The following is a 21,096-nucleotide window of genomic DNA, read 5'->3' on the forward strand; positions in this document are numbered from 1 at the left end:
GTGACGTTAGAGGAATCAAGTATACTTTCTCGATAAAATAATCAGCCACAGTAAGTAAAGTATCTTTTTTAGCTAGATCCACTCCTGGTGTGCTGTAATCTTTAACTTAGCTTATTGTCTTTTTAACTGTTGTTGTCTGCGAATTGTGGCTTGTGCTGCCTCGTGTTCGGATAACGTCCGACTAAAGACGTGCGTACCATCGTACCGAGCAACAAAGTAAAGATAAGGAGTATCTTCAGGGTCGAGTGTTGCTTGAAGACTTGCAAGTCCAGGGCTAGCGATTGGTGTTGGTGGTAATCCAGGATTAATGTATGTATTGTAAGGAGAAGGTGTATTAACCTGAGCGAGCGTCAAGGGCTGATCGGCAGTTTGACGAATACCCAAGCCATACTCCACAGTAGGATCAGCGCCTAAAGGTAATCCTTCCTCTAACCGACGTACAAATACTCCGGCGATTGTTTGGCGTTCGTTTGCTACGACGGCTTCTTTTTCGACAATACTTGCAAGCGTTACCCATTCACGAAGGTCAAGTTGTGTTTGATTGCGTTGTTGTTCGTACAAAGGTAGTGCTAATTGTTCAAAGCGCCGCAACATTTGATTAACCACAGCTTGCGCTGTAATTTGGTCGCCGTTTAACTTATAGGTATCTGGATACAAAAAGCCTTCGAGGTGGGGTAAATCCGCAGGTAGCCAAGGGTACTTACTGCGGTCAACGGTACTCGCTGCGGCGATAAACTCTGTCGCAGGAAAGAATCCTTGCGCTTCAAAGTACGTTGCCATTTGCTGTATCGACCAGCCTTCGGGAATTGTAAAGCTCAACTCGATCACTTTGCCCTGCCAAATTTGCCTAGCGATCGCTTCGAGTGACTGCGTTGATGACAACGCATAAGTTCCTGCTTTAAACCCACCTTGTGGATCTTGCCACTTTAACCAGCGCGCCCATAAGTCCCATGCTCTTGCGGAGCGGATCAGCCCTGCGGCTTCTAAATCGCGCCCAATTTGCTGCGTTGCTGTACCTTGAGGAATTTGAAACTTGACAACTTTAGCTTCAGGAGTTTCCGGTACAGCGGATGCTTCCATTAACTGCGGTGGGGAACTTATAGAATTCCACCAGTTCCTGCCTGCCAAGATACCTAATCCTAACGCCAACGGCAGACCTAAAATGAGCGATCGCTTAAATACTTTTTGCACCACTTTTCTTGCTAATTGAACTTTAGCTTTCAATAGCCTGGGATCTAGCCGAAGATGCAATACCGTTGATGCCCACGCTTAATTTTTTACTACTATTCCATTTCATCGAATAGTTGTTCTTCTAACTGTGGTTGGACTTTGCGAAACTCCTCAGGAGAAAGTAGCTCTGGTTTTCCACTACCATTTGCTTTCGCAAAGAATAGTAATGGGTCTAGGGGAGTGTATACCGCATATTCTTGATCTTCGTGGTAGAAACTTGCTAACAACTGTAATTGCTCAGGTTCTAGCTCGGTGCCATCTTCCTCAATTTCCAGCGTAAATAGTTCCGTTTCCTCAACAGGTGGTAATTCACCTGCAACAGTCAAGGCAAAAGCGGTGTGCTTAAGAACTAAATTCTGCTCAGCGAGGACAGCTTCGGCTGTGCCGAAAATTCTGTCGATAGTTTCTTCGTCTTCGACAGGAACAGCTTCTTCTTCCTCGCCATCACCTTGCCAAGCGAAAATTTCTACCGCAGAGTCTACGGGAAGTAGCAATAGATACTCTTGATTGTCTACGTAAAGTGATCGCTCTACATAACAAGTTAGTTCGCGTCCTGCTTCATCCGTCAGCGTGACGGAGCTAGCATGGGATTGCTCATTATCTTCAGAAAATTCAGATGGAAACATAGCCGATGTAAGAACCGTCAACTTATCTGACAAGGACGTTGGTAATTTACTTACCTATACTAGAAAACTACCTACGAATAAACCCTTTTAGGCAGTGTTGGTTAGCTTTCAGAATATCACGCTGGTGTGACTAACCTCCTAATATTACAGGCTTTTTGCTAATCAGCACCAAATCAATTTAAAAATGTGATTTGTATCAAGTTTGGTAATGCTAAACCCCTACTTACACACGGCGTTCATCTAACCATTGCTGCAAAATCAAAGCTGCTGCTTTGCGATCAATAAGTCCTTTGTTACGTGATGGCGAAATATTTTGTGCTTGTAGTAATTGTTCGGCTTGAAATGAAGTCAATCGCTCGTCACTATATTCCAACGGCAATTGCAAAGCCCCAGCATATCTACTCGCTAATTTTTGTATTTCTTGTGCTTGTTTACCTAATGAGCCATCCATTGAATAAGGTAAACCAACAACTAGTACTTGAACACGACGCTCTTGAACAAGCGACTTGAGTTGTGCCAAGTCCAAATCAAAAGATTTGCGCTCGATGGTTGTTAGTCCTGAAGCAATTAAACCTGTGCCATCGCATCCGGCGACACCAATTCGTTTACGACCAATATCTAATCCTAGCGCGGAAATAAAGCGTCGTCTGCGTATGTTTTCCGTCGCACTATCCGCAGTTTGAGGGTTGCTAGTAATATGTAAATGACTAGCTTCTGACATCATTTACTTGTCTACCTCGTCGTCTTGCTGATGTTGTAACGAATCTTCTTCGTGACTACTTGTTGCGTGGGGTGCATCTGACACATTAAACTGATTGGCAACATGTGCTTGTGAATTCATTTTGAGCTTTAATGGAGTGTCTGGTAGCCAAGACATACCACCAGGTACAGGCTTCCGCGCTGGCTGTAAACCTTGGAGGACTTCAGGCCATTGTAGACCTTCCAAAGATGCAAATTTAGACTCACGAATTTTGTGCCAGACAGAGCGTGACATCATTAATGTATGTTCTACACGCTTGGCTCCAATTTGCTCTAGATATTCTTCGCGTTCTGGTTGGTAATCTGCCGAAGCGAGTTGTAAAGACTGAGGTGGCAAGTCTTGAACAATCCGTGCTAGTTGAGATAATAACTCTGGATACAGCCAAGTATACGCGGGGTGTACTGTTAAAGTCGCAACGTGCGGTTTTTCATTCTTGCGGCACATCCGTAACTGAAAATAACCAATTGCTGCTTTGCGCTGCGGTTCAAATACATAACCGCTCACAACCTCAGTTTTGCTCCGCCACTGCCTTAGTCCTTCAATCAGTGCGCCGAGAAGACTTGTTTTAAAATCTTGAATCTCCCGGTCAAACACTTGACGGACTAAAGGTGGCATCGATGCGGTATCTAATTGATAGAGCAACTGTGCGTCTGCATTACTAACGGGGAGCAAGTTTGGTAAATCAGGTTCTCTTGCAGCTAATCCTTGTAATAAGCTTGGCTCGATTTCCCAGTATGTCATCTGTGCCAAGGTTTGAAACCCATTTTGACGATAAAGCGCCAAGGCTTCTTTGTCGTTGACATTAACTTCTAGTAGCCACGTGCGAGCTTCACCAATTGCTTCAAAACAGTAGCGCAAAAGCTGCGAACCAATTCCTTGAGTACGGGCTTTCCCATCCACAGCTACTTGCTGAACTTTCCACGTGCTACGCGTACGGTTAAAAGGTGCAACTTGGATCATACCTTGCACCTGGCGGTATTGCTCAGCTACATAGATACAGAAGCGGTACTGTAGCGGATTGGGAAAAAGGCTTAAACACTTAAGCAGTCCAAACCAACGACGCAATGGGCTGAAGTGCGATCGCATAGCGTTTTTGGCAGTGCTTGATTGTTCTGCCTCGAATGATTCAGCACTTAGGCGTTCAATACCCTCCAGATCTCGGTATTGAACTGGTCTTATGACTAGGCTTTGATTTTGAGCAGGCATGGAAGTCATATTAGATCGGGCCGCCGTTCAGCCTGAAGTTAAAAGGTGTCGCTGCAATTATCTTAACGGCAAAAGCTCGGTGATCGCTGTTCTGCTTAAGTACGGATTTCTGGCTTTTACGAATTTAAACACCGCAAGACCTTACGGAAATTGATTTTCAACTTTAAATATTTGACAAAATTTTCTCAACATATCTCTAAAACATACCAAAATATAAAAGACCTTAGCACTTAGTAGGGGTGTTAAGGTCTAGTATCTTGATAATGAATCTACACAATTGCTCGCTGCGCTTGATGATATAACCGCGGCACGACACTTACGATATTGCCTGGCGAGAAATAAACTTTTCAATCGTTGCTTGTGTTTGATGGAGTAGATGTTCGCGGCTGTCAATTACCTTGGGGTTGAGGTTAGGAACTAAATTCCGAGCTTGTAAAGTCATATGAAGCTGAAGATGTGCTACATACTCACTGAAATCCTCACGCACTGAATACTGTTTTAGCTCCTTTGATTGCATTGCCACGGTGTTCTCCTTTACTAGTCCTGTGCGGGTTAATCCACATCCGAAATTATCACGTGCGGCTTCACCATTGTCTCATTTTGCAATGAAGTGTAATGCTTAATCCGGCATTTTATTAAAAAATGTTACAGAATCACGGGTAAGAGAATCAAAATTAGGAAAGGTAGAGAAAATCTAACTCCTAAAGAACTTCTGAAATATACGTCTTAGCGCTTAAGCTTTGATCCATCTTTTGGTCAAGGAACATCGGCTACAAATATGCGATCCTTATTACAATAGGGAGTTGCACTATTCAACTTGATGATTTTATTCGGTGGAGATCCGCACGGTGATTTTAGATCTGTGATTCAGGCAGTCAAAACATATTCTCCGCAAGCAGTCGTGTTGCTAGGTGATTTTGACTTAGAGCGATCGCTAGAAGAAGAATTATCTGCCATCCTAAATAAAACCGAAATTTGGTTCATCCACGGTAATCACGACGCGGATCAAGACCGTTGGTACGACAATTTATTTTCATCAAGATTAGCGCACCGTAATTTACACGGTCGCGTTGTCAAAATTGCTGGCGTGCGTATCGCTGGATTGGGCGGCGTGTTTCGCGCGAAAATCTGGCGTCCTCCCGCTGCACCACGATTTTCTAGTCCGAATGACCTATTATCAATTTGTGGTAAAGGCGAACGTTGGCGTGGTGGCATTCCGCGCAAACACCATGCAAGTATTTTTTGGCAACACTATGCAGCGCTTTGGCATCAGCAAGCAGATATTTTGGTGACGCATGAGGCACCTTCGTGCCATCGCTACGGTTTTAAAGAACTTGATGACCTAGCTGTATCACTAGGAGTCAAATGTGTCTTTCACGGTCATCATCACGAACATTACACAAAAGCAATCGGTAACGGCAAGATTACCGTACATGGTGTGGCTAAAGCTGGAATATGCGATCAAGAGGGAAAAGTCCTCATCCCAGGTCAATTAGATGCATATAGTAAGCAAAAAGTCAATAGTTAGTTTGCCTTTATGGTAGGGCGTTCTACAGCAATTCCTTCACGCAGTCCCACAGCAATTTTACTGTGCTTTTCAATTTGTCCCATTACTTGCTTGGCACGTTGAATTACGACAGCTGGCAGTCCGGCTAAGCGTCCGGCTTCAATACCATAGGATTTATCCGCACCCCCTGGCTGAACCTGATGTAAAAAGATAATTTGATCGGGTAATTCCTTCACAGTGACTTGGTAGTTGGCTACGTTCGTCAAAATTGAAGCAAGTTCGTTTAACTCGTGGTAGTGTGTTGCAAAGATTGTCCGCGCTTGAATTTCAGTTGCTAAATATTCTGCTACCGCCCAAGCAATCGAAAGACCATCAAACGTTGCTGTACCTCTACCAATTTCATCTAACAGCACAAGCGATCGCCGCGTGGCATGATTGAGAATATTTGCAGTTTCGTTCATCTCAACCATAAACGTTGATTGACCTGTTGCTAAGTCGTCTACTGCACCGACGCGCGTAAAGATGCGATCGCAAATTCCCAATCGTGCGGAACTTGCGGGAACAAAACTTCCCACCTGCGCCATTAACTGAATTAATCCTACTTGACGCAAATAACAACTTTTACCACTGGCGTTTGGTCCTGTGAGAATAATGAGATCGGGGGATTGATCGTCGCTACTACCCAAAAACGTAGAATTGGGGACAAAAAAACCCGCAGGTAAAGACTTTTCCACGACAGGGTGACGCCCATCGATAATATTAATTTCTCGCCCTTCCACCATTTCTGGACGGCAGTAACCTTGATGAACTGCGACTTCAGCTAAACCACATAGCACATCTACGGCCGCTACCGCACGCGATATGTTGCGAATCAATTCTGCGTGTTCGGCAACTTCACTGCGTAATTGAGTAAAAACTTCATACTCTAAGCGATTTAAATCGTCTCTAGCGCTGAGAATACGACTTTCGCGTTCTTTCAACTCAAGAGTAATGTAGCGTTCTTCGTTCGTTAAAGTTTGCTTGCGGATGTAATGCTGAGGAACTTGATCGGCTTTACTGCGAGAAATACTGATGTAATAACCAAACGTTTTGTTGTAACCTACTTTTAGTGTAGGAATTTCTGTCTTAAAGCGTTCCTCGACTTCCAAATTCGCGATCCACTGCTGATCCGCTTCTACGGTAGTGCGTCTTTCATCGAGTTGTGAGTGAACACCAGGGCGAATCAAGCCACCTTCCGAAAGGAGAATTGGTGGTGACTCAACAAGATAATTGCGGAGTTTCCTACCTAGTTCTTCTAATACAGCAGGGACTTTTTGCAACGCCCGTAGGTAAGGCGATCTTGCTGTTTCCACAATCCGCGCGATTTCGGGAAGTCTAGCTAACGAATCTGCTAGAGCAACAAGGTCTCTTGCATTTGCACTGCCGGAACCTGCACGACCTGTTAGTCTTTCTAAGTCATAAATTTGTCGCAAACAACTGCGTAAATCTTGCCGTAGTGAACTATCTTCGATTAATTCCTCAATTGTGTCTTGTCGAGCATGAATACCCTTGATATCAATCAGTGGTTGCAAAAACCAACGACGCAAAGCGCGTCCACCCATTGCGGTATTTGTACAATCTAATGCCCACAGCAACGAACCATGAAACGTCCCATCGCGCACTGTTTGCGTAATTTCTAAATTGCGCCGACTTTGGTGATCCAGTATCAAGTAATCGCTAATTGTGTATGTGCGTAAAGCTTGTAACGCGATCGGGTTTTCTTTTTGCGTTTCTTCTAGATACTGCAACAACCCACCCGCAGCCCTTACTGCAAGCGGAAGATGTTCGCACCCTAATCCTTCCAACGATCGCACGCGAAATTTTTGAATTATGCGTTGTCGCGCTTCTGATTGCGTAAACGCCGTATGCGATCGCAAGGCGTAGCAAAATGCAGGTGGTAAACACGCTGGTAAATGCTCGGAAGTTTCTCCAGGACGTAGTAAACTGCCTAAATCTGGCGCATTCGTCGGAACTAAAACCTCTGATGGTTGCAACCGCATCAATTCCTGCGTTAGTTGCTCTAAATTACTTTCTTGTGTCGTCAAAAATTCGCCAGTAGAAATATCTGCATACGCTAACCCCCAGTGATTACCCGCAATGACAACTGCTGCTAAAAAGTTATTGCGTCGTGCTTGCAGCATTCCGTCATCTAGAAGTGTTCCTGGAGTGAGTACCCGCGTCACTTCTCGACGCACTTGACGATGTTGGGCAGCGGCGATTTCTGCATCTTCAACTTGGTCGCAAATTGCGATCGCATACCCCTTTTCAACTAGCATCGCACAATACCGCTCTAATGCATGATGCGGCACTCCTGTCATAGGTACGCGCCCAATTTCCTTTCCTCCCTCTTTACTCGTCAGCACCAGTTCTAATTCTCGCGACACTGTCAGCGCATCGAGAAAGAAGGTTTCAAAAAAGTCTCCGCATCGATAAAGTAGTATAGTATTCGGATATTGCTCTTTCACTTGCACAAAGTGCTGATACATCGGTGAAAGTTTGGTGATATCCAGTTTCCGATAATCCGCATTACGCAGCATCGGCTTGCCATCAAGTTCTGTGGAAGTAGATGCAGAGGAGAAATTGTTCATCGCAGTCAACAATCAGTTATACGCCGTAGCCTTTACTTAATTTACTGTAGATAATCTATAGCTATGATTTTTTTTTACTGATAGTCATCATAACGTAGGGCAAGATATGTTAGTTTTATCGGATAACTTAATCTACTACTACACTTTTTTATAAAATTATGCGACTCTAAATTTTACTAATAAATTATACTATAATAATTTTGCTGAATCTTAGTTTCACCCAATAGAATATTAAAATAATATTTATATTTTGGAGAATATCTTTACAGATTTTTTCTTTTTGTCCTAGTCTAATGCCTTCGCTAAGCTAGCGCTGCGCTAACGATAAACCTTAGGGGAAACATGCTCTTTGTGTTTCGTTTAAAACAATCATGATTAATATAAATATTAATAAATAAGAAAGAATATAGGTATTAGGATTTAATATTGGTAGTTTATCTTAAATTAATATTAACAGCAGTAGTTTGGGGCGGTACATTTATTGCAGGAAGAGTCATTGTTCAAGATTTAGAACCTTTTTCTGCTGCATTCTGCCGTTTTGCTGTTTCTTCAATTTGTTTACTTTTTCTCACGCTCAAGCAAGAAGGACAGTTACCGCGTCTTCATCGAAAGCAACTCATACAAGTTATTTTACTAGGTATGACAGGGGTATTCACCTACAATGCTTTCTTTTTTCTTGGCTTACAAACCATTGCTGCTAGCCGCGCAGCGTTGATTGTCGCTTTAAACCCAACGTTCATTGCGCTTGGTTCTGCATTGTTTTTTAAAGATAAACTTACAATTTTAAAAATAATAGGAATTATTACTTCTTTAACAGGAGCAGCTTTAGCAATTAGCAGAGGAAACGTAGTCAACATTTTAGATGATAATCTAAGTATAGGAGATTTATTTCTATTTGGCTGTGTCTTTAGCTGGGTTGCATATACGCTAATTGGTAAACTAGCAATGCAACAACTTTCGCCTATAGTTGCTACTACTTATGCTTGTTTAATTGGCACAATTGCCTTATTTTTTCCTGCGTTACCAGAAGGAATCTTACAACAATTTTTTCAAATTAATTTTGTTACTTGGTTAGTGATTTGGTATTTAGGTTTTTTAAGTTCGGCGCTGGGTTTTATTTGGTATTCTGAAGGCGTTAGAGTAATAGGTCCTGCAAAAGCAGCTATTTTTATTAATTTAGTACCAGTATCAGCAATTTTGCTAGCAGCAGTTTTATTACAAGAAGAAATTACTTTAAGTCTTCTAGTAGGTGGGATTTTGGTAATTATGGGCGTATTTTTTACAAATAAAGCTTAAGTTTAATAAAGTCCAGCAAAATTTTTTGGTGAGGTGTACCTAAGGGTTTAGTATCTTGAGCTTTTTCAGAGTAGCATTCACCTTGTAAAATGTGCTCAGGTGTTAATAAACCCAAATCCCACCCTTCATAAAGAACCAGTTGATCGAGTTCTACGGTTAAAGGCGCGTGATAAACATGACGTACAACTCTTGTATCAGAATAGCAGCCGAATTTAGATATTATAGGTGGAGTGTAGCTAATTTCTTCTTGAAGTTCTCGGACAACAGCAACATCAGGAAATTCTCCAGATTCGATGTGACCACCGAATAGACCCCAATGACCAGGATAGAGGATTCCAGGAATATCGTCGCGTAATTGCATGAGAAATTGATTTTGGCGATAGAGAATAGCGATCGCAACACTAAATTGTTCGCTCATCGATCACTTTGCAGGGATACGTTCGATTTGGCGGTGTTCTTCGACATAAGCTTCACCAAAATCTTGTTCTGCAACGGGAATACTGTGATAGCGTAGCTTTCCTTCGATTAAGACGCGATCCTCAAGTTGAATATTGCGTTGATTCGTTAATACCCAAATTGTGCCACTAGTGTCTTCGACTTGGTAAGCTAACCAATCAACTAGAGGAACCAGTGCCGCGACTCTACCCTGAACATAAATTGTTTTGTCTTGATCGCGTGTAGGCTCGATATCAGCAATTTGGGAAATATCAACTCCAAAACCCACATTATTGATGCTGTTGAGTGCAGATGGTACGCTGCTACAGCCTAGTAAACCAGTCAGTAAGAGAGAAGGCAAAATGTGGAGAGGTTTGAGTTGTGGCGCGATCGCCTGACGAAGAAATAGCATAGTCACTGGCACCATCACAACTAACAAAGAGTAGATTTCAATCGTATGCAAAGAAATGGCGATCGCCCAGTATTGTTAGAAAAAATTAGGGGCAAGGTATTGTCTTGCCCGTAAAAATCAGAGTTAAATAGTAAGATTTTGATGCAAGAACGTGGTCGTATCAAGTAGCCTGGCGAAAAGAAGGTGCCAAAAATAGTTATGAAGCAAACACAGTTACTCGATGGTAAAGCTTTGGCGCAACGTCTGCAAAGCGAACTCAAAGAACAAATTCAAAAACAAACTTTAATTGGACGCCCACCAGGATTAGCAGTATTAATGGTAGGGGATAATCCCGCAAGCGCCGCGTATGTCCGCAATAAAGAACGTGCTTGCACAAATGTGGGGATTGCTTCGTTTGGGCAACATTTCGGGGTAGAAGTTACGCAATCACAACTAGAAGAGACTATTCACCGTCTTAATCAAGATGAGCGAGTTGATGGCATTTTAGTACAGTTACCTTTACCCGAACATCTAGATGGAGTTGCATTATTACATCAAATTGATCCTGATAAAGATGCAGATGGATTGCATCCTACGAACTTAGGAAGACTCGTGCGCGGCGAACAAGGGTTGCGTAGCTGTACTCCCGCCGGAGTGATGCGATTGTTGCAAGAATATCAAATTCCACTTAAAGGTAAACAAGCGGTTGTTGTGGGGCGCAGTATTTTAGTTGGTAAGCCTTTGGCTTTGATGCTCCTCGAAGCCGATGCGACAGTAACAATTGCGCATTCGCGATCGCCAGATTTAGGGTCAATTACACAATCTGCTGATATTTTAGTTGGTGCTGTCGGTCGTCCAGGACTGATTACAGCAGATATGGTAAAATCTGGGGCGGTTGTTGTCGATGTCGGAATTACTCGCGTGACGGATGCGAGTGGTACTAGCCGCTTAGTCGGTGATGTAGACTTTGACGCGGTGCAAAATGTCGCCGAATATATTACTCCGGTTCCTGGAGGGATTGGTCCGATGACAGTCGCGATGTTATTACAAAATACCTTTACGAGTTACTTACAGCGCCACCAGTAAACAATATCAAATTCAGTTATTGACTAGCAACTAACCACTCATAACAGCGTAACGATACTAATATTCTGGTTATTTCAAGAGAGGATATGACAAATACTGAATTTGTGATTCATAACTTCCCAAAGCCCCGTAAAATTGTTACGGACACCACAGCAGCTGAAGGAACTCGGGAATGGTAGTAACGGATAACCCACAAACGCCTCAAGAAAAAGTACCATTTGACCTACCAGCTTATTTACAACAGCGACAATCGCAAATTGAAGCGGCGCTTGATCGTGCTATTCCGATCGCTTATCCAGAGAAAATTTATGAAGCGATGCGCTACTCGTTGTTAGCTGGCGGTAAACGGCTGCGTCCGATTTTGTGTCTTGCAACCTGTGAACTGGCTGGCGGTACGACAGAAATGGCAATACCGACAGCTTGTGCTTTAGAAATGATTCATACGATGTCGCTTATTCACGACGACCTCCCTGCGATGGATAATGATGATTATCGACGCGGGATGTTGACAAATCACAAAGTTTATGGCGAAGATATTGCGATTCTAGCAGGCGATGGCTTGTTAGCGTATGCGTTTGAGTACGTTGCAGCGAAGACCAAAAATGTGCCAGCACAGCGAGTTTTACAGGTGATTAGTCGCTTAGGGCGTGCGGTGGGTGCTGCGGGTTTAGTTGGCGGTCAGGTTGTCGATCTAGAATCAGAAGGAAAAGCGGATGTCTCAATCGACACGCTAAACTTTATTCATAATCACAAAACTGCGGCGTTGTTAGAAGCTTGTGTTGCTTGTGGGGCAATTTTAGCGGGTGCGCCAGAAGCTGACTTACAAAGATTAACTCGTTATGCACAAAATATTGGGTTAGCATTCCAGATTGTTGATGATATTCTGGATATTACTGCGACTCAAGAAGAACTCGGCAAAACTGCTGGTAAAGATTTACAAGCACAAAAAGCAACGTATCCGAGTATTTGGGGCTTGGAAGAATCGCAGCGTCAAGCACGCCAACTGGTTCAAGCGGCAATTGCGGAACTTGATTCTTTTGGAGAAAAAGCCCTACCGCTACAAGCGATCGCTGAATTTATCACTAGCCGCACGCACTAAAAGCTATCAGCCTTTCTTTATAACTGACATCAAAACACCATGCAGGACTTTGGCGACATTCTAGACAACAGCGTACTGCTGGTTGCTGTAATAGCTTGTCTCATCGCTCAAGCATCAAAACTTGTAGTAGAGTTAATCAAAAATCGTAAATTGGATATGCGCGTTCTCGTCACAACGGGGGGAATGCCGAGCGCCCATTCAGCACTCGTTACCGCCTTAGCTACTGGGATTGGACAAACTGCGGGGTGGGCAAGCACCGAGTTTGCGATCGCAACGATTTTTGCGATTATCGTCATGTACGATGCGGCGGGAGTCCGTCAAGCTGCGGGTAAACAAGCACGTATTCTCAATCAAATGATTGACGAACTATTTCACGAAAACAAAGAATTTAACGAAGACCGACTCAAAGAATTACTTGGACATACACCGTTTCAAGTTATTGTGGGTTCAGTTCTTGGCGTTACCATTTCTTGGCTAGCAAGCCCAGCGTATTAGTTGGTGATTGGTAATGGGTAATTGTAATTTACAGTGAAGCTTTGGGGCGGATGAGGGTGACTTGACGACTGTTTACTAATAGAGCATAAAAGCCGCGATCGCTGAGCCTTTTTAAAGTTTCAGTCGCCTTGTTTTGGTCTGTTGTATGCAGTGCGAGTAAGTAATTGCGCTGGGCGTAGGAAGTTAAACCAACGTCAGTTTTTAAAAATTGCTGTACTTGTGCTGCGGTTTCTGGGCGGTTGAAATATTCAACTAACACCGCATATCCTGCGCCTAAAGGTTTGGGATCTGCTGCGGTTGACGCGGATGGTTTTTCTTTAGGAGAACGCACGACAAACGCAGCTAAACCTAGCGCTCGGATCGATTGTGCTTGTGAGTTGGCATTGTCTAATTGTGTAAAAGTGCCAGTGCGCGTCACTGTTTCGTTAAGATAGCGGCAAACGATGCTATTCGTATTAGATGGTAGGGCGCGACGTAGTTTTTCTTGCGCTTCAGACGTTGGCGATCGCACGAGTACAAGATATTCACCCGCTTTAGGTGGTTGGCAATTAGGCAGAGTTGTTTGGGCATCTGCCACATTCAAGCTCATCATCCAACGAACAGCAGCAAGTATAATTAAGCCGAATAGTGGCATTGCTCCGCGTTGGTACATAATCCCCTCACTTCGGTTGCTTTTCATCTTATGACGACATTGACGCCAGCGAAGCTAAGGGATCGGGAATTGTTGCTGAGGGTGCTCGAAATTCGCCAGTGATGACGTACTCTAAGCGTAATTTTAGCCAGGTAATAAATTGCGAATTTGTAGAAATCACCGCCGCTGCTGGTTGAGGACATTGAGCTTTAATTGTTGCCATTTCGGGCGCTTCTAAAAAGGCTGGCTGCGTCACTAACCAGAAATCGATTTCTTTTGCTTGTTCGTGATAGTTACGCGTGCGTTCTCTAAGGACTTCATCTAATGGTTCTTCTTCAACGAGAAAGCGTTGACTTGCCAATACGTAGTAATAGGTTTGCATCTCTCTAGAGGTTAACGACTAGGGAGTAGTTATTGTCTCACTTTTTATCTTCTGATCTTAGGAGAAATTTACACTTCTCCACGAATCGCTTGTTTCATCTCACGTACCGCACGCTCTAAACCGACTAAAGCTGCACGGCTAACGATAGTATGACCAATGTTGAGTTCTTCCATTCCTGGAATGCAAGCCACAGGGTAGACATTCCAATACGTCAATCCGTGTCCTGCATTGATACGTAAACCAGAGGCGATCGCTTGTTTTGCCCCTTGCGCCAGAATGTCGAGTTCCTTTTGTCTACTCGCTTCGTTATGCGCTTCTGCATAGCGCCCAGTATGCAACTCGATAAATTTAGCCTTCACCTTGACAGAAGCTTCAATTTGTGAATTGTCAGCATCGATAAATAAACTCACAGGAATGTCGGCAGATTGTAACTTATCGACAACCTCGTTCATGCGGTCGAGTTGACCGACAATATCTAAACCGCCTTCGGTTGTGACTTCCTCGCGTTTTTCGGGCACAAGCGTTACGTAATCCGGTTTGATATCTAGTGCGATCGCCACCATTTGATCGGTGGCTGCCATTTCTAAATTTAAGTGCGTGCGTACAGTTTCGCGCAACAAACGGACATCTCTTTCTTGAATATGGCGTCGATCTTCGCGTAGATGTACAGTAATACCATCAGCACCGCCAAGTTCAGCAAGGACTGCTGCTGCTACAGGATCGGGTTCTACAGTTCGTCGCGCTTGTCTAATCGTTGCAATATGGTCGATGTTGACTCCTAATGTAGGCAATCTCATTTTTCCTAGAGTTCATAAGTTTCAGGACTAGATTTTAACGCGTGATGTAGTTTGCTCGCCGATAAGCATTTCATCGCCAAAACTTAATTTGACCTTCCTTATCGCCGCTAATTACAGTTTGATCGTCAGGACTAATCGCGACAGCGTAAACATCGCCAGGGTGTCCTTGAAAAGTGTGTAATAACCTACCAGTACGCAAACTCCACAGTTTTACTTCGCGATCTTCAGCACCACTCACCAGAAACTGACCATCGGCACTAATCGCTACCGAGTTTACATGATCTGTATGTCCGTGCAAAGTTCGTACTAATCTACCTGTACGGATATTCCAAATTTCAACAGTTTCGTCGTTACTACCACTGGCTAATGTTTCGCCATCAGGGCTAATCGCAACAGTGATAATTTTACTTTTGTGCGCTGCTAGCGTGCGGATAAGTTGACCGGTGTTGATATCCCAAATCTTGATGTCTTGACCTTGACCGCCACTCGCCAAAGTTTGTCCATCAGGACTGAGGGCGATCGTTCTTAATCGCGATGTATCTGCCGCAAAACTTCTGAGTAATTTTCCAGATGGTAAATCCCAAACTTTGATTGTATTATTACCATCAGCGCTGACTATTGTATTACCATCCTGGCTGATGGCAACTGCCCAAACGGTATCTTCCGAGCCTGTCAAAGTACGGGTTAGTTCGCCAGTCTGAAGATTCCAAACTTTAATTGTTTTATCTCCACTGCCACTAATTAAAGATCTCCCATCAGGAGTAATCGCCACTGACCAAACCGCAGCAGTATGACCTGATAGCGTCCGAATTGGTTTTCCACTCGGTAAATGCCAAACTTTGATTGTTGTGTCACCACTGCTACTTACAAGCGTTTGACCATCGTGCGTTGTCGCCAGCGACCAAACTGTTTTTGAGTGGTCGAGGCGTGTTTGGGCGGTTTGATTGTAATCTCTTGGTGCAGCAACCAGCGAATTACCAAACGGTAATTGCAATAACTGCTGTCGTTGTATAATGTATGTCGCTCCCACTAAAGTGATGAGCGTTGTGAAGCTGACTCCTAAAAGCAGACGAACACTGCGATGTTGGACGAGTGGTGCAAAAAGTCTTGTCCTACGGGTTGGTAATACGAGCGGTTCACTTTGTTGAGGTTGCGTCTCGGCTACGGGACCAATTAAAATTTTGTTGTTATGAGAATTTATGATAACTGGCTCAATATTGGCAGCGGTTGCTTCGGCTTTTCTGCTGATATATTCATGCAATTCGTCAACAGCAATCCAGCGATCGCCGTCTAAATCAGCTGCACCTTCTAGACCTTCGACCAGGTAGCGCGTGTAGGTAGAGATATCATTTCCTTTTTGCTGAAAAAACGATTGAGTAGCTGACGATAAGAGAATTGTGCGATTTCCGCCAAGTTGACTAGCGATATCTCCAGAAGTACTATCCTGCGTAGCAGCGACATTAGCTGCTGAAGCTTGAGTAAAACAACAATCTAATATCAAGATCTGCTGTGTCGCGCGGCTATCATTCATGATGTCTTGCACGAAACTCGCCGATACGACTGTCGATTTAATGAGTTCTCTTTGCGTGTTTTTACTAGTACGACTTGTTGCAAAAAATAATTTGTTACTGTAGTCTTTAATACAGTAACCTGAAAAATAAAGTAATACTAAATCACTATTTTGACGCGCTTTGTCTCGAAATAAAGCCTCAATTGCTGCTTGCATAACAAGCGGTTCAGGATCTTTTAAAGTTTCAACTTCATCAAACCCCAAGCCAGGAGATTGCAGTACGCGTTGCATTTCCTCGACATCTTTGACTGCTCCAGGTAAAATGTTAAAGCCAGTACCATGGTGGCTCACTCCAATAAGTAATGCAAATTTCGCCATTATAATTTCCTACATTGCCAGCGATGCTAACCCCAAAACAAGAACACTAACGCAACTACTAGTAATTCGTTTAAACTTCAAGTTTTCTTTAAGAAAGATAATCGTTGCTTCATGAAATCTTTATTAAAAAATAAGGGTTAACTTTTGATTATTAAAATCTATCAAAAAAAAGGCATCTCTGAAGTAGAGATGCCTAGTTGATTTTCGTGAAAGTTATTTACAAGTTGCTACACAAAGATAAAGTTATTCTGCGATAAACTACTCGCTGTTACGTTTACAAGTAACGCAATTTCTTGCCCAGAAAAGCTTAAAATAGTATTGTTTACGTTACTATCAGTACCTTGGGAAATCGTCACCTGCTCGAAAGTTAAGTTGTGAGTTAAACCAATACGATCGCCATGATTGAGGTTGAAATCACGAATAATATCGAATCCAGCATCATTCAAAACGAAGACATCGCTACCACTGTCACCAATTAGCGTATCTTCTCCTAAACCACCGATCAAAGTATCGTTACCCCTACCACCGCGTAGGAGATCGTCGCCACTCAAGCCAAAGATGCGATCATTACCACCTTGACCATTAATAACATCATGGGAGTAATTATAACCTTTGACACAATTATCTAAATCGTTGAGAAAAGTAACACTGTTAGGATTAAAAATGCGATCGCGCTGTGCGTTAGCATCGAAAACATCAAAGCTATCTTGAATTTCACTTTGACTATAAAATAGAAGATTTCCTATTTTGAGATTTTCTAGGTTTTCTAGGTCAAAATTTTGCAAAATCACTTGCGTACTATCGTCAGACTCAAAATGAATCAATAAATCATCATTTTGCTGCGTTAATAACATATTTCTCGCAGTTAATTCTGCTCCTAAAAACTGAATCGTATCAACTTCTGCTGTAGCAATAGGTTGATTTCCAGTACCTACACCTTGAAAATCAGTAATCGTGTCAATTCCGTCACCTTGATTGATAATAAAGAAATCGCGATCGCCACCACCCGTTAGTAAGTCATTATTCAGTGCGCCAGTAATCGTGTCATTTCCTGCAAGTCCGTTGATAAAATCGCGTTGGTCAGTTCCAACTAATTTATCATTCGCAGGTGTTCCTGTAATTTCCTTAACCGAAGATTCGCGCGGGTTGTAGCTGTTAGGATCGATGATGAGAGCATCGGCAAAAGCATTCGCGACATTCTCCCAAGGGATAAACTTAAAGTTGGAACTCGCGTTTTCTAACTCACCTTCATCTTCAACAATCACTGCTGGGTCGTTGTTACCATCTTGTACAACCAGCATTCCTTTCGGAAAGTTTGCGCCTAAAGCGACATTAACCACATCCGCACCATCGGATTCTTGAACACCATCGATACCTAGAAACTCGCCAATCACAAAGTTACCCAAATACTCGTTATTACCTTCGCGCGAGTAAACTGCAAACGTATTATCACCTTGACTTGACGCTAATAAATAACCTTTACCATCGCCAGCGTAGTAAATGGTCAATCCCTCAACATCTGCTGTTAGACGACTTCCTTCAGGTTTTACCGCATCAACTAATACGGCTTTATCTCCTCCTGTCACTTCCGCCGCAAATTTCCAAATGCCAACTTTTTCTTGACCTACATAAAGATAGCCAAGTTCGCGGTCTGCTACCATACCTTCAATCTGCGCATCGGCTTCACCGCTATCGGGTATCGGTAAAGTAAGATTCCGCACTGTTTTAGCCGTAACTTTGCCAAAACCGTTATCGATTAACTCTAATTGCGCAACTTGGTTCGATTCGCGCTGGCTAACAAATACATACGACTTCCCTGACACACCAGTGTAAGTTGCAAGTCCATACGCGGTTTTTTCACCATCGTCAATGCCAAAAATCGACGCAGGAATATTGCCAGCGGTGATATCTTTTAGCTGACGCGTGGTTGGATCGATTTGGAAAATGGCTAGCGTATCATTGTTACGGTCAGAAGCGATCGCCAAATCAACATAGCGATCGCCAAGCTTGAAACCATACAGCAAGTCAACGTTATTGTAGCGGACATCACCAGGTTCGCCAGGTAAAATCGTCTGTAATTGCTTACCCTCCAAGTCATAAACTGCTAGACCGCCATCTTTTAAGCTACCAATCACCAAACTCAACGCCGATACTGGATGAACGTAGATTGCCGGATCGTCAGCGTCTCCAGGAGGAGAATTTACAGGTGCGTCACTATCCACAACTGGCGGCGTTTCTACAATGGGGACAACGCCAGGAGTTGTATCCAAATCGACAGCAAAAGCTAAAAATTGTGTAAATTGAGTATCACTAAAGTTATTGTCGCTGACAACAACTAAAGATTGCCTACCATCAGGTAATTGAGGACCAAAACTCACGCCCTCAATGTTATCTAATGGCGTTTCCAATTCAGCAAAGTCGAGTAATAACCGCTTTTGTACAGGTGCAATTTCTAAGCCATCAACACTAGGAATACTGCGAATATCAAGCGCGTTTTGAGTTTGGACTTCATAAAGCTTGATCGTATTTCCGACTCCTGTAGAAAACGATCGCTCTAAAGCTAGCAACGTACCATTATTATCAATTGCTAGCAGATCAACTAAACCATTTGTTTGAAATTCGCCTGGGGGTACTGACTCGGCTGCAACCGGATCGGTAACGTATAAGAATTCACGTTGCGGTTTTCCTGTGAATAAGTTGTATTGTAAAATTCTTGAGGGACTACCGTTTTCTAAATCGGCAGTAGAACCATCTTGAATTAATGCGTTTTCAGTCGCGGTGTATAGATATTTATTGTTAGGTGTAATCGTCAAGCTTTCAAAGGCAAGATTATTTCTTATCCCGCTTGTTTGATTCCTCGTTGGCAGATATTTCGACGGTACAGGTAGCGCTTGAAACTGTTTTCCTCGGATAGAAAATTGATTCACAAAAGGCGGGATTAATTGATTTGTATCACCTTCAGAAGAAATAAATAAGGTTCCTTGATGGGTTAGTGTAATTCCTTCTGGATCGAGGCTATTTTCTGCAAAAAGTTGACCGTTTTCATTAAGTAACGTGATGACGTTTTGAAACTTTATATCTCCTGGTTGCAGCTTACCATCTGTTAAGTCAATTTCCAGCGTGTAGAATCGTGCAGGATTAATCGAACTGCGATCATCTGAGATGCTATAGAAAAGGTTTTTGGCAGGATCGTAGACAATTCCCGACAAACCGCCAACTTCAGTTTCTTGAAACGTCAAACCTGTATCGAACGTGACTTCGCCAATAAAGTCAAGATCGACTACAAATTTTTTACTGACATCAGGAATAGCGATCGCCGGTATTAATCTCACATCAGCCGCAACCAAACGATGATCGGAACTTGGAAAACTCGCAAGATTCGGATCGAAGTCACCTACTAAACGAAATAACGGATCGTCACTTGTTTTCCAAAATACCGAAGCATCTGTAATTTCTAAGTTTTGTGAAGGTAAAACGTAATCTACCCGCAAGTTACCAGGTGTTGTATCCGCAAAATCAGCCGTATCGTAAGCAGGGTCACTGATATGATCGTCATTTGCACCACCTTGACGTATAGCCGCATCGACACCACCTTCACTGTTTGGTGTGATTCTCGTGTTGATTAAAGGATTACCCAGTAATTGCCAAATTGCATTATTTGTGCTGTCGCCATCAAACGGATCGGCGTTTTGATCGCCCATCACAACAAAGCGTGAACCTGCGGTTAAACCGCCAAACTTCCCAGCGTCATCGTAAATATAGTTTCCTTTACCAGGTGTAAAGTAGTCCGACCAAAAGCGAATTTCATCGTGATTGCGTCTTCCGTTACGGTCTTCTTCGCCATCGAATACAGGAGGAGTAGGATGACTTGCTAAGACATGAATTGTCTCGCCGTTAACTTGAATTGGTATATCCCAATGACTTTTAGAAGAAAGCCGAAAAACTTCGAGTTCTTCTGGCGAGTACCAATCGTCTGGTAACAAGGCGTTTGGCATATCCTTCCAAAGAAACTTTTGAAAGGTACGAATGTTTTCTTCATCAATAGGGTGTTTAGAGTAGAGTACCATGCCATATTGACCAGGGAAGAAACCAAACCCCAGTGCATCATTAGGTCCGCCTATTGTGCCATCATTATCTAAATCAAATCCTGAGGAAACACCTGTATTAGAGGGTGCAACGTAATAGTAGGGGTATTCGATAGGATTCGCACCATTTTGACCGACTGCAAGATAATTTTGCTGGAAAAGTTGTGCAGCCTTAGCGTCTGGATCGTAGTCAAATTCGTTAATTAAGATGACATCTGGGTTAGTACGTTGAATAATTTCGGCAATGTTTCGGGCTTGAGTATTGGTTTTTGTGGAGAGATCGCTGATGAGTTGTCCTGCTTCGTTGCGATTGAGAGAAGCATTGAACGAGGCGAAGCGGATATCTTGAGGTGTTGTCATAGGTGTTGTAGAGTTTATGAACCACTTTGGATGCAGCGGAAAATTTATAGAGTTGTGGTGTTGGCGATCGCGTTTTCAATAACTGAACTATGTACGCGATAGTAAAAACTTCACGTGTTATTTTGAGATGTCTGCTTTGTTAGGAATACATAGCTTTTGGCTTTGTAAAAATTTAGTATTTTGTTTGACTTTTAA

The 21,096-nt window shown here is 43.0% G+C and carries 18 protein-coding genes; 5 read left to right on the forward strand and 13 right to left on the reverse strand.

Annotation, left to right across the window (positions count from 1 at the left end):
- Positions 1–111 precede the first annotated feature (111 nt).
- From mltG to NIES1031_RS08755, 5 genes are all read right to left on the reverse strand, one after another.
- Positions 112–1,194, reverse strand: a complete 1,083-nt coding sequence (gene mltG, locus NIES1031_RS08735; protein WP_236738765.1) for an endolytic transglycosylase MltG — start codon at positions 1,192–1,194, stop codon at positions 112–114.
- 89 nt (positions 1,195–1,283) lie between these two features.
- A complete protein-coding gene (locus NIES1031_RS08740; RefSeq protein ID WP_073549049.1) occupies positions 1,284–1,856 on the reverse strand; it encodes a DUF3727 domain-containing protein in 573 nt (190 codons plus the stop codon).
- 223 nt (positions 1,857–2,079) lie between these two features.
- A complete protein-coding gene (gene ruvX / locus NIES1031_RS08745) occupies positions 2,080–2,577 on the reverse strand; it encodes a Holliday junction resolvase RuvX (RefSeq protein ID WP_236738778.1) in 498 nt (165 codons plus the stop codon).
- 3 nt (positions 2,578–2,580) lie between these two features.
- A complete protein-coding gene (locus NIES1031_RS08750) occupies positions 2,581–3,831 on the reverse strand; it encodes a GNAT family N-acetyltransferase (RefSeq protein ID WP_073549050.1) in 1,251 nt (416 codons plus the stop codon).
- A gap of 307 nt (positions 3,832–4,138) precedes the next feature.
- Positions 4,139–4,339 carry a hypothetical protein gene (locus NIES1031_RS08755; RefSeq protein WP_015187532.1) on the reverse strand — a complete coding sequence of 67 codons (201 nt, stop codon included), beginning with the start codon at positions 4,337–4,339 and terminating at the stop codon, positions 4,139–4,141.
- Between the two features lie 303 nt (positions 4,340–4,642).
- Between NIES1031_RS08755 and NIES1031_RS08760 the strand changes: the two genes are divergently transcribed.
- A complete protein-coding gene (locus NIES1031_RS08760; RefSeq protein ID WP_073549051.1) occupies positions 4,643–5,350 on the forward strand; it encodes a metallophosphoesterase family protein in 708 nt (235 codons plus the stop codon).
- Here the strand turns inward: NIES1031_RS08760 and mutS are convergent.
- Entirely contained in the window at positions 5,347–7,905 is a 2,559-nt protein-coding gene (gene mutS / locus NIES1031_RS08765) for a DNA mismatch repair protein MutS (RefSeq protein ID WP_073549052.1), read from the reverse strand. The genes NIES1031_RS08760 and mutS overlap by 4 nt on opposite strands.
- Positions 7,906–8,382: 477 nt before the next feature.
- Between mutS and NIES1031_RS08770 the strand changes: the two genes are divergently transcribed.
- Positions 8,383–9,252 carry a DMT family transporter gene (locus NIES1031_RS08770; RefSeq protein WP_073549053.1) on the forward strand — a complete coding sequence of 290 codons (870 nt, stop codon included), beginning with the start codon at positions 8,383–8,385 and terminating at the stop codon, positions 9,250–9,252.
- Here the strand turns inward: NIES1031_RS08770 and NIES1031_RS08775 are convergent.
- Both NIES1031_RS08775 and NIES1031_RS08780 read right to left on the reverse strand, forming a co-directional pair.
- On the reverse strand, positions 9,236–9,670 hold the full coding sequence (locus NIES1031_RS08775) for an NUDIX hydrolase (RefSeq protein ID WP_073549054.1): 435 nt from the start codon (positions 9,668–9,670) through the stop codon (positions 9,236–9,238). The genes NIES1031_RS08770 and NIES1031_RS08775 overlap by 17 nt on opposite strands.
- Positions 9,671–9,673: 3 nt before the next feature.
- Positions 9,674–10,114, reverse strand: a complete 441-nt coding sequence (locus NIES1031_RS08780) for a hypothetical protein (RefSeq protein ID WP_073549055.1) — start codon at positions 10,112–10,114, stop codon at positions 9,674–9,676.
- Positions 10,115–10,297: 183 nt separating this feature from the next.
- Here NIES1031_RS08780 and folD point away from each other — a divergent pair, with 183 nt between their 5' ends.
- From folD to NIES1031_RS08795, 3 genes are all read left to right on the forward strand, one after another.
- Positions 10,298–11,164, forward strand: coding sequence for a bifunctional methylenetetrahydrofolate dehydrogenase/methenyltetrahydrofolate cyclohydrolase FolD (folD, locus tag NIES1031_RS08785; RefSeq protein ID WP_073549056.1), 867 nt, complete (start codon positions 10,298–10,300; stop codon positions 11,162–11,164).
- A gap of 172 nt (positions 11,165–11,336) precedes the next feature.
- The gene (crtE, locus tag NIES1031_RS08790; RefSeq protein ID WP_073549057.1) at positions 11,337–12,263 is read left to right on the forward strand and encodes a geranylgeranyl diphosphate synthase CrtE; all 927 of its coding nucleotides are present in this window, start codon (positions 11,337–11,339) and stop codon (positions 12,261–12,263) included.
- Positions 12,264–12,302: 39 nt separating this feature from the next.
- Positions 12,303–12,758: a divergent PAP2 family protein gene (locus NIES1031_RS08795; RefSeq protein WP_015187540.1), complete on the forward strand. Its 456-nt coding sequence runs from the start codon at positions 12,303–12,305 to the stop codon at positions 12,756–12,758.
- Positions 12,759–12,786: 28 nt separating this feature from the next.
- On the opposite strand, the gene NIES1031_RS08800 is transcribed toward NIES1031_RS08795, so the two are convergent.
- The 5 genes from NIES1031_RS08800 to NIES1031_RS08825 form a co-directional block, all read right to left on the reverse strand.
- Positions 12,787–13,410 carry a hypothetical protein gene (locus tag NIES1031_RS08800; protein ID WP_236738766.1) on the reverse strand — a complete coding sequence of 208 codons (624 nt, stop codon included), beginning with the start codon at positions 13,408–13,410 and terminating at the stop codon, positions 12,787–12,789.
- A gap of 28 nt (positions 13,411–13,438) precedes the next feature.
- Positions 13,439–13,771 (reverse strand): MgPME-cyclase complex family protein, encoded by a 333-nt coding sequence (locus tag NIES1031_RS08805; RefSeq protein ID WP_073549058.1) that lies wholly within the window; start codon positions 13,769–13,771, stop codon positions 13,439–13,441.
- Between the two features lie 68 nt (positions 13,772–13,839).
- Complete coding sequence (locus tag NIES1031_RS08810; RefSeq protein ID WP_073549164.1) at positions 13,840–14,562, reverse strand: pyridoxine 5'-phosphate synthase; 723 nt, start codon at positions 14,560–14,562, stop codon at positions 13,840–13,842.
- Between the two features lie 76 nt (positions 14,563–14,638).
- Positions 14,639–16,456 (reverse strand): caspase family protein, encoded by a 1,818-nt coding sequence (locus NIES1031_RS23240; protein WP_084544284.1) that lies wholly within the window; start codon positions 16,454–16,456, stop codon positions 14,639–14,641.
- 227 nt (positions 16,457–16,683) lie between these two features.
- Entirely contained in the window at positions 16,684–20,901 is a 4,218-nt protein-coding gene (locus tag NIES1031_RS08825; protein ID WP_073549059.1) for a phytase, read from the reverse strand.
- Positions 20,902–21,096: the final 195 nt, after the last annotated feature.

This window comes from Chroogloeocystis siderophila 5.2 s.c.1, from assembly GCF_001904655.1.
Taxonomy (GTDB): domain Bacteria; phylum Cyanobacteriota; class Cyanobacteriia; order Cyanobacteriales; family Chroococcidiopsidaceae; genus Chroogloeocystis; species Chroogloeocystis siderophila.

Bases quoted from the DNA above. Each gene is read 5' to 3' on its own strand.
- NIES1031_RS08750 (WP_073549050.1), bottom strand. From the start codon at position 3,831: ATGACTTCCATGCCTGCTCAAAATCAAAGCCTAGTCATAAGACCAGTT.
- crtE (WP_073549057.1), top strand. From the start codon at position 11,337: ATGGTAGTAACGGATAACCCACAAACGCCTCAAGAAAAAGTACCATTT.
- NIES1031_RS08795 (WP_015187540.1), top strand. From the start codon at position 12,303: ATGCAGGACTTTGGCGACATTCTAGACAACAGCGTACTGCTGGTTGCT.
- folD (WP_073549056.1), top strand. From the start codon at position 10,298: ATGAAGCAAACACAGTTACTCGATGGTAAAGCTTTGGCGCAACGTCTG.
- ruvX (WP_236738778.1), bottom strand. From the start codon at position 2,577: ATGTCAGAAGCTAGTCATTTACATATTACTAGCAACCCTCAAACTGCG.
- NIES1031_RS08800 (WP_236738766.1), bottom strand. From the start codon at position 13,410: ATGTACCAACGCGGAGCAATGCCACTATTCGGCTTAATTATACTTGCT.
- NIES1031_RS08740 (WP_073549049.1), bottom strand. From the start codon at position 1,856: ATGTTTCCATCTGAATTTTCTGAAGATAATGAGCAATCCCATGCTAGC.
- NIES1031_RS08805 (WP_073549058.1), bottom strand. From the start codon at position 13,771: ATGCAAACCTATTACTACGTATTGGCAAGTCAACGCTTTCTCGTTGAA.
- NIES1031_RS08780 (WP_073549055.1), bottom strand. From the start codon at position 10,114: ATGGTGCCAGTGACTATGCTATTTCTTCGTCAGGCGATCGCGCCACAA.
- NIES1031_RS08755 (WP_015187532.1), bottom strand. From the start codon at position 4,339: ATGCAATCAAAGGAGCTAAAACAGTATTCAGTGCGTGAGGATTTCAGT.
- NIES1031_RS23240 (WP_084544284.1), bottom strand. From the start codon at position 16,456: ATGGCGAAATTTGCATTACTTATTGGAGTGAGCCACCATGGTACTGGC.
- NIES1031_RS08760 (WP_073549051.1), top strand. From the start codon at position 4,643: ATGATTTTATTCGGTGGAGATCCGCACGGTGATTTTAGATCTGTGATT.
- NIES1031_RS08775 (WP_073549054.1), bottom strand. From the start codon at position 9,670: ATGAGCGAACAATTTAGTGTTGCGATCGCTATTCTCTATCGCCAAAAT.
- mutS (WP_073549052.1), bottom strand. From the start codon at position 7,905: ATGCTGCGTAATGCGGATTATCGGAAACTGGATATCACCAAACTTTCA.
- NIES1031_RS08825 (WP_073549059.1), bottom strand. From the start codon at position 20,901: ATGACAACACCTCAAGATATCCGCTTCGCCTCGTTCAATGCTTCTCTC.